9 protein-coding genes are annotated in these 8,825 nt (G+C 61.1%); 4 read left to right on the top strand and 5 right to left on the bottom strand.

Annotated features, from left to right (window positions below):
• The 5 genes from ACNA0I_RS26640 to ACNA0I_RS26620 all read right to left on the bottom strand — a co-directional run.
• On the bottom strand, positions 1-644 hold a 644-nt coding region (locus tag ACNA0I_RS26640), incomplete at its 3' end, for an ABC transporter ATP-binding protein (protein WP_415809036.1).
• Positions 638-1,453, bottom strand: coding sequence for an ABC transporter ATP-binding protein (locus ACNA0I_RS26635; RefSeq protein ID WP_415809035.1), 816 nt, complete (start codon positions 1,451-1,453; stop codon positions 638-640). The genes ACNA0I_RS26640 and ACNA0I_RS26635, both read right to left, overlap by 7 nt.
• Positions 1,450-2,406 (bottom strand): branched-chain amino acid ABC transporter permease, encoded by a 957-nt coding sequence (locus ACNA0I_RS26630; protein WP_415809034.1) that lies wholly within the window; start codon positions 2,404-2,406, stop codon positions 1,450-1,452. Before ACNA0I_RS26630 ends, ACNA0I_RS26635 begins: the two co-directional genes overlap by 4 nt.
• 3 nt (positions 2,407-2,409) lie before the next feature.
• Complete coding sequence (locus tag ACNA0I_RS26625) at positions 2,410-3,324, bottom strand: branched-chain amino acid ABC transporter permease (protein ID WP_415809033.1); 915 nt, start codon at positions 3,322-3,324, stop codon at positions 2,410-2,412.
• A gap of 127 nt (positions 3,325-3,451) precedes the next feature.
• On the bottom strand, positions 3,452-4,615 hold the full coding sequence (locus ACNA0I_RS26620; RefSeq protein WP_415809032.1) for an ABC transporter substrate-binding protein: 1,164 nt from the start codon (positions 4,613-4,615) through the stop codon (positions 3,452-3,454).
• Between the two features lie 187 nt (positions 4,616-4,802).
• Here ACNA0I_RS26620 and ACNA0I_RS26615 point away from each other — a divergent pair, with 187 nt between their 5' ends.
• The 4 genes from ACNA0I_RS26615 to ACNA0I_RS26600 all read left to right on the top strand — a co-directional run bounded on the left by ACNA0I_RS26615 (position 4,803) and on the right by ACNA0I_RS26600 (position 8,683).
• Positions 4,803-5,291, top strand: coding sequence for a MarR family winged helix-turn-helix transcriptional regulator (locus ACNA0I_RS26615; protein ID WP_415809031.1), 489 nt, complete (start codon positions 4,803-4,805; stop codon positions 5,289-5,291).
• A 271-nt stretch (positions 5,292-5,562) separates the two neighbouring features.
• Positions 5,563-6,789, top strand: a complete 1,227-nt coding sequence (gene argJ / locus ACNA0I_RS26610) for a bifunctional glutamate N-acetyltransferase/amino-acid acetyltransferase ArgJ (RefSeq protein WP_415809030.1) — start codon at positions 5,563-5,565, stop codon at positions 6,787-6,789.
• Positions 6,790-6,861: 72 nt separating this feature from the next.
• Positions 6,862-7,728: an ATP-binding protein gene (locus ACNA0I_RS26605; protein ID WP_415809029.1), complete on the top strand. Its 867-nt coding sequence runs from the start codon at positions 6,862-6,864 to the stop codon at positions 7,726-7,728.
• Complete coding sequence (locus ACNA0I_RS26600) at positions 7,721-8,683, top strand: Nudix family hydrolase (RefSeq protein ID WP_415809028.1); 963 nt, start codon at positions 7,721-7,723, stop codon at positions 8,681-8,683. The genes ACNA0I_RS26605 and ACNA0I_RS26600 overlap by 8 nt, the downstream gene beginning before the upstream one ends.
• Positions 8,684-8,825 lie beyond the last annotated feature (142 nt).

Genomic DNA, 8,825 nt, shown 5'->3' with positions numbered 1-8,825 from the left:
GTCCAAACCACCCGCCCCCTCTCAAGCACGACGTGATAATCCGCCAACCCCAGCAGCCTCTCCACGTACTTATCAATCACCAAAATCGTCTGCCCCGCCTCCCGCAACGTAGCCACACAATTCCAGATCTCCTCGCGCACCAGCGGCGCCAGTCCCTCGGTCGCCTCATCCAGAATCAACAGCCTGGGATTCGTCACCAAGGCCCGCCCGATTGCCAGCATCTGTTGCTCGCCGCCAGACAATTGATTCCCCATATTGCCCGCCCGTTCCTCCAGCCGAGGAAACAGGGCAAACACTCTCTCGACCGTCCAGGGCTCCCCAATATCCGGATTACGCGCCGCGACAAAAGCCGTCAGATGCTCCCGCACCGTGAGATTCGGAAAACATTGCCGTCCCTCGGGCACAATTGCCAGCCCCGCGCGGGCAATGCGGTCCGGCGCCCAGCCGCCGATATCCTGACCCGCAAAACGGATGCTGCCCGCCCGTAACGGCAGCTGGCCGAACATCGTGCGCAACAGCGTGCTCTTGCCCATGCCGTTGCGTCCCAATAGGGTGACCACTTGCCCCGCACTGATATCCAGGTCTACCCCGAACAACACCTGGCTGGCCCCATAGCCGCTTTCGACAGCGCGCATATTCAACATGACGCTTGCTCCTGCGTACGCACCCCTGCAGCGTGGGGAGAATCATCGTCGCCTAGATAGGCCTTGCGCACGTCTGGATTGGCGCGGATCTCCTCAGGCGTACCTGTCGCGATGATGCGTCCATACACCAGCACCGAAATGCGATCGGCCAGACGGAATACCGCTTGCATATCGTGCTCCACCAACAACATGGTGGTCTGCCCCCGCATCGACTCGATCAGGTCGGTCAAACGCAACGTTTCATCAGGCCCCATGCCCGCCATAGGCTCGTCCAACAACAACACGCTCGGCCTGGCAGCCAAAGCCAACGCGAACTCGAGCTTGCGCTGCTCGCCATGCGGCAGGGTCGCAGCGGGGCGATCGAGCAACGCATCGTCAATCGCACATTGACGAGCCAGCGCCTGCGCCGTGTCGTACAAGGCGGTATCGGCCGTGCGCGGCTTCCAGAAACGGAAACTGCTGCCCGCATGAGCCTGCGCCGCCAGCAACAGGTTGTCGAGCACGCTGAACGATTTGAAAATATTCGTAATCTGATACGAACGCGACAAACCCGCCGCTACGCGCTGGTGCGCATTCAGTCGCGTCACATCGACACCGCCCAACACCAGGCTGCCCTCATCGGCCGGCAAGGTCCCGGACAATAAATGGATCAAGGTTGATTTGCCTGCACCGTTGGGGCCGATCAGGGCATGGATTTCGCCAGGCGCCAACGACAACGACACATGATCAGTCGCCAGCAACGCGCCGAAACGGCGAACCAGGCCGGTCGCTTGCAACACAGGCGCCGAGGTCTTTGCTGCATCACTCATGCCCGACCTCCCCGCACGCTTGTCCCGGCGAACCACGGTGCGACCAGGCCCGCCAATCCACGTGGCGCCCCGAACACCACGCACAACAGCAGAATCCCCAACGGCAGATGCCAGTATTCCGTCCACATGCGCAAGACTTCCTCCAGCGCCAGCATCACCACGGCGCCCACCACGCCGCCGTAGCGCAGGCCGATGCCGCCCACCAGCACCATGACCAGCAGATTGGCCGACTGCGTCCAATGCATCAGGCTGGGTGAAATAAACAGGTTGTGATTGGCGAGCAACGCTCCCGCCAATCCCGCCACGGCGCCGCTGATGACAAACGCCGCGAGCTTCAATCGAAATACGGGATAGCCCAGCGCCTCCATACGCGATTCGTTTTCGCGTATCCCTTGCAGCGCAGTTCCGAATCGCGAATTCACCAAACGCCCAAAGGCCCACATCAACACGGCAAACAACGCCAGGACGACGTAATAAAAGCTGTTGCTATCGGCCAGATCCACGCCAGGCAAGGACGAATACCCCGCCAGATTCAGGCCGTCTTCTCCGCCATACTGACGCAGCGAGATGAAGACGTAATACACCATCTGCGCAAAAGCGAGGGTGATCATGATGAAGTAGACCCCGCGCGTGCGCAGCGACACCGCACCGATCAGCAATGCCAGAACGCCTGCCAGCGCAGCGGCGGCAGGCCAGACGATCAATCCCGCCTGGACACCGTAGGACTCCAGAATCCCGACGACATAAGCCCCCGCGCCGAAAAACGCGGCATGCCCCAGCGCCACCATGCCGCCATACCCCAGAATCAAATTCAAGCTCGTCGCTGCCACTGCGTAGATCAGTACCCGTCGTACGACCGACACATAAAAATCCAATCCCATGGCCTCGGCCACCAGCGGAAATACCGCCAAGGCCAACAGCACAATCCAACTGCCTATGATTGCTTTACGCATCGCTCACCCACGTGCCGGAAACAGCCCAGCCGGCCGGAATACCAGCACCACAGCCATGAGCAGATAAATGGAAATCGCCGCGAACGTCGCGGCCAGGCTGGACGCCATTGCAGGCGGCAAGACCTCGCGCAAAAACATCGGCAGAAATGCCCGGCCGGCGGTATCGACCATCCCGACCAACAAGGCGCCGACAAAAGCGCCTCGTATCGAGCCGATGCCACCGATCACGATACACACCAGTACCAGAATCAGGATCTCTTCGCCCATCCCGACTTGCACCGCAGTGATCGGCCCCAGCAGTGCGCCCGCCACGGCGGCCAACATGGCGCCGATGGTGAATACCCCTAGAAACAGCAGCGGTACGCGCACGCCCATCAGTGTCGCCATTTGCCGATTGGAAGCACCCGCCCGCACCAGCACACCCGCACGGGTACGCGTCACGAACCAGTACAGACCCACCGCTGCGGCCAAACCGCAAGCGATGATCATCAAGCGGTAGGCCGGATACATCAGATCGGGCAGCAAACGCACGGGCCCGGATAAAGCGGCAGGCAAATTCAACATCACCGGCGCAGGGCCCCAGATCATTTTGACCAGATCGTTGGCAATCAAAATAACGGCATACGTACCCAAGACCTGCGCGAGGTGATCGCGCACAGCGAGGCGCCGTATCAAAAGGCGCTCCAGCACCAGGCCCACCACCCCCGTCGCCAATGCGGCGACCAGAACGGCCGCGAGAAAAGAACCGGTGCGTTGCATGGTTTCGGCCGCGACATAGGCACCCGCCATATACAAAGAACCGTGCGCCAGGTTCATGATGTCCATGATCCCGAACACCAACGTCAACCCGGCGGCAATCAAAAACAACATCAGCCCGAACTGCAGGCCGTTTAGCAACTGCTCGACCACTAGCGTCATCAAATACTCCAGTATCCTCGGGTCTGCGCCGGCGGTTGTGAACGCCTGCGCCAACTCAGGATCCGGTCAAGAAACCTGTTTCCCCATTGCCGCGGCCCGGCACCGGTCCGCGGGGCGGTTTACATGGCTACAGCTTGCACTGGCCCACGTACACGTCCTGATAGTCATCAAATATCTTGCCCACCAGCTTGTTGGTGATACGGCCTTCGCTGTCTTTTTCAATCACGCGCAGGTAATAAGCCTGAATGGGATAATGGTTTTTGCCGTAGGTGAACTGGCCGCGCACCGAGGGATAATCGGCCTTGGCAAGTGCTGCCACGATAGCGTCGCGATCAGAGGCCTTTCCGCCGGCCTGCTTCACGGCTGCGTCCATGGCCATGATGACGTCATAGGCCTGCGCCGCATAGACGGACGGATAACGGCCGCCGTACTCTTTGCGGAAAGCGTCCACGAACTGCTTGTTTTGGGGCACATCCAGATCATGAGCCCACTGCGCCGTGTTGAACATGCCCAGCATCGGATCACCAACGGCCTGGATCACATCCTCGTCAGCCGAAAAACCCGGACCGATGAGTTTCACGCTTTGCGACAAGCCCGTCGAGACGAATTGCTTGACGAAATTAATACCCATGCCGCCCGGCAGAAAGATAAACACCGCATCCGGCTTGGCGGCACGGATCTGCGCTAACTCGGCCGCGTAATCGAGCTGGCCCAGCTTGGTGTAGACCTCTTCGGCGACTTCGGCCTTATAGCCACGCTTGAATCCTGTCAGTGCGTCCTTGCCCGCCGGATAGTCGGGCGCCATGATCAGCACTTTCTTGAAGCCCTTGTCCGCGGCGACTTTGCCTGCGGCCTCGTGAAATGCGTCGTTCTGATACGAGGTGCCGAACCAGTATTGATTGCAACGCTCGCCGGCAAACTGGCTGGGGCCAGGGTTGTTGGAGAGATAGGGCACCTTGGCGGCGAACAACGCAGGGCCCACCGCGAGCGCGACGTTCGAGCCGATGGGACCGGTAAAGAAATCGATTTTGTCGCGCTGGATGTAGCGTGACACCAGTTGGCGCGCCTGATCGGGGTTGCCGCCCATGTCAGTTTGCAGGAACTCGGCCGGCTGGCCGCCCAGCTTGCCGCCCAACTGCTTGATCGCCAGATTGAACCCGTCGCGCGCCTCGGCGCCAAGCGCGGAAAACGGACCCGATATATCATTAGCAATACCGACCTTGACGGGATCGGCGGACGAGAGGGCTGGCAGCAGCACAAGAGCAGCCGCCAAAGAAGTCATGAAACGCATCGTGGTACTCCTGCGCCGCGGGCGGCGGATGTTTTTTATAAGGGAATGCGAATGCGAAACGGCTGTCGCTGACCTGAGCACATCTCCCGGACGACGCAAACAGGACTAGCGTGTCTCATAGTTTAGGTTTAAAGTATCTAGCAAGACAAGACTAGGGTTTTTACCGAGACTCGCTCTGCGCCATATCATGATCGACACGCCTGACCTGGAAACACGCGCTGCGCCCGATGATCACCATGCGTTGCGCCTATGGCTGCGCATGCTGACTTGCTGCAATCTGATCGAGTCCGAGATTCGCAGCCGTCTACGCACCGAATTCGACACCACTTTGCCCCGTTTTGACCTGATGGCGCAGCTGCAACGGGCGCCCAAGGGCATGAAAATGGGTGAGCTGTCGCGCCGCATGATGGTCACCAACGGCAATATCACCGGCATCACCGACCAGCTCGAAAAAGAAGGCATGGTCATGCGCACCAAGGTGGAAACCGACCGGCGCAGTTCCGTCTTGAAACTCACCCCGCAAGGCCGCCGGATGTTCACCCGCATGGCGCGCGCTCATGAGGGCTGGGTGAAAGGGATGTTCGCCGACCTGCCCGAGGATCATCGGGATGCCCTGTATCAGGCGTTGGGCGAATTGAAACTGCAAGTCGTCGCCGCTCGCAAGCACGATCGCTGATCGCAACCGCCGCTGCCCTGGCCTCAGCGTCGCGAATATCGCGGGCTTACACGATGACGGTCGGCCACCGCACGGTTGCGCTGCGGCGCCTCAGACAAGCCTGCCCTGAGCCGCCATACGCCCAGGAGTGTTGACTGCGTGAGGCAGGAAAATAAGGCCCCCCCCGGGCAATCCCTTGGTCCGTCACTCGATGGTGGGATAATACGCGGAGCCCCCCGTCCGACGGGCGGGGTTTTCGAGATTCCTTTTGCCCCGCCACAGAGACGAAGTCATGGCCGTTAACCTGCAGATCCCCTCCGAGTCCGATATTTTTCCCGTTGCCGGCGTAGACATCGGCGTTACCGAAGCCGGTATCCGCAAGGCCAACCGACGTGACTTGACCGTGTTCCAGCTGGCGCCTGGCTCCAATGTGGCGGGCGTGTTCACCCGCAACCGTTTCCGTGCTGCACCGGTGCAGGTCTGTGAGGCGCATCTGGCCGCAGGCGGCCCGATCCGCGCCCTGGTGATCAATACCGGTAACGCCAATGCCGGCACCGGCGCCGAAGGCCTGAAAAAAGCTCAGGACACCTGCGTGGCCCTGGGCAAACTGCTGAATGTCCCCGCCCAGCAGATCCTGCCGTTTTCGACCGGCGTCATCCTCGAGCCCCTGCCGCTGGACCGCCTGACCGCCGCCCTGCCCGCTGCCCTGGGCAATCTGGGCCCTAACGAATGGTTCAATGCCGCCCACGGCATCATGACCACTGACACGCAGCCCAAGATCCACTCGCAACGTCAGCAGATCGACGGCAAGACCGTCACCTTTACCGGCATCAGCAAGGGCGCCGGCATGATCCGCCCGAACATGGCCACCATGTTGAGCTTCCTGGCCACGGACGCCAGCATTGCTCAGCCGGTGCTGCGCAAGCTGGCCCTGGAAATCGCCAACCAGTCGTTTAACCGCATCACCGTCGACGGCGACACCTCCACCAACGACTCGTTCATCATCATCGCCACCGGCCAATCGGGCGTGGAGATCACCTCCGAAGCCGACCCGCACTATGCCGCCGTGCGCGATGCGCTGGCCGCGGCCGCACTGGACCTGGCACAGAAGATCGTGCGCGACGCCGAAGGCGCGACCAAATTCATGACCGTGCGCGTCGAAGAAGCCCTGACCACCGAAGAAGCCCTGAAGATCGCATACTCGGTTGCCCACTCGCCGCTGGTCAAGACGGCGTTTTTCGCCTCCGACCCCAACCTGGGCCGCATCCTGGCCGCCATCGGCTACGCCGGCGTAGACGATCTGGACGTCTCGAAGCTGCGCCTCTGGCTGGACGACGTGCTGGTCGCCAAAGACGGCGGCCGCAATCCTGACTACCAAGAGGCAGACGGTCAGCGTGTCATGAAGCAAGCGGAAATCACCGTACGCATTGCGCTGGCGCGTGGCCAGGCGGCTGACACCGTGTACACCTGCGATTTCTCGCATGAGTACGTCAGCATCAACGCCGATTACCGCTCTTGATACATTGATCGCTGAGGGCGCGTGATCTCGCGCCCTTGTTGTCTTGTTATTGTTCCTGCAGGAAATACCGACGTGAGTGCTGCTGATTTTTCCGTTCTGATCGAACGAGCCGAACGCGTGCTGGCCCAGCTCGAAGCCTGGCTGCCCGCCGCACCGCCCGAAATTGATTGGTCCGCCCATGCCTACCGCTGGCGCAAACGCGGCACACGCGGCTGGCTGGACGCCGTGCGCCACGTGGCCCGGATCGACATGGCCGATCTGCAGCACATCGAACGCCAGAAAGGCATCATCGATCGCAACACGCTTCAGTTCCTGCAGAAAAAACCCGCCAACAATGTGCTGATGACCGGCGCACGCGGCACCGGCAAGAGCTCGCTGGTCAAGGCCATGCTGGCCGCCTATGGCGACCAAGGGCTGCGTTTGATCGAGGTCGACAAATCCGACCTGGGTGACCTGGCCGACATCGTCGAGCTGGTCGCGGCGCGTCCCGAACGCTATATCGTGTTCTGCGACGACTTGTCTTTCGAGGAAGGCGAAGCCGGCTACAAGGCCCTGAAATCAGTGCTGGATGGCTCGGTGTCAGCATCGGGCGACAACGTGCTGATCTATGCGACGTCCAACCGGCGTCACCTGATGCCGGAATACATGAGCGAGAACCTGCAGGCCAAGCACCAGGCCGATGGCGAGATTCATCCAGGCGAAACCGTCGAGGAAAAAATCTCGCTGTCCGAGCGTTTCGGGCTGTGGCTGTCATTTCATCCGTTCAAACAGGATGACTATCTGGATATCGTGTACCACTGGCTGGAGGAACTGAACTGCCCCGCAGATCAGATCGAGGCCAGCCGCACGGAGGCCTTGCAATGGGCGCTGGAACGCGGCTCGCGCTCAGGCCGGGTGGCCTATCAATTTGCTCGCGATTGGGCGGCACGCCATGTCTGACGGCATCATCGACGTCGCCGCAGGTCTGATTCTGCGGCCCGACGGTCAACTCCTGCTGGGGCAACGGCCTGAGGGCAAGCCTTGGGCGGGCTGGTGGGAGTTGCCTGGCGGCAAACTGGAACCCGGTGAAACCGTGCTCCAAGCATTGGCGCGCGAGCTGCAAGAAGAAATCGGCATCGAGGTCACGCAAGCGGTTCCGTGGGTGACTTATGTGCACGCCTATCCTCACACCACCGTTCGCTTGGCGTTTTGCCAGGTCACGGGCTGGAAAGGCGAGCCGCGCAGTCTGGAAAACCAGCGCCTGGAATGGGTCAACCCCGCCGAGGCGTCTAGTGTCGGCGATCTGCTGCCGGCCACCCTGCCGCCCTTGCGTTGGCTGCAGTTGCCCAACACCTACGGCATTACGTCGATCGGCGGACGTGCGGGCTTGCCCTCGTTTCTCGAACGGCTGGAGCGTGCCTTGGCGCGTGGCCTGAAGCTCGTGCAAGTACGTGAGCCGGATTGGCCTGACGGCCCTGGAGCCACTTCGCTACGCGACGCCGTGCAGACCATCGTCAAGCTCTGCCACGCTGCGGGTGCTCGTGTGCTGATCAACAGCGTGCATCCTGCAGCCTGGTGGCGCCAGGCCGACGGCGTGCATTTACGCGCGAACGATGCAGCGGCATTGCATGCACGGCCGGAGTTGCCCGAAGGCGCTTTAGTTGGCGTATCGGCTCACGACAATGCGCAGATCGTGCATGCACGTGAGATGGGTGCGGATTTTGCTGTGTTGGGAGCAGTGTTGGAAACACCTTCGCATCCGGGGCAAGCTGGTATGGGATGGGATGGTTTTGTTGCTGGCAATCGGGATGCTGGACTGCCTGTGTATGCGTTAGGGGGGCAGTCTGCCGATACCCTGGATGAGGCGCGCCGGCACGGGGCGCATGGCATTGCGGGGATTCGGGGGCTGATTTAGCGGGGTTCTTGTTGTCGTTTATTTAGGTAGTTGGTTATTGAGCTTACAGTGTTGTGTGTCTTGGGTGTGAGGGTTTGGTGCTATTGGACGTCGATGCGGGGCAGTGGCTGCGTGGGGGCTTCACGTGGCCGGTCCGGCGCCC

The organism is Bordetella muralis, assembly GCF_965139205.1.
Taxonomy (GTDB): domain Bacteria; phylum Pseudomonadota; class Gammaproteobacteria; order Burkholderiales; family Burkholderiaceae_B; genus Bordetella_A; species Bordetella_A muralis.
This window is presented reverse-complemented; position numbering and strand designations above follow the sequence as displayed.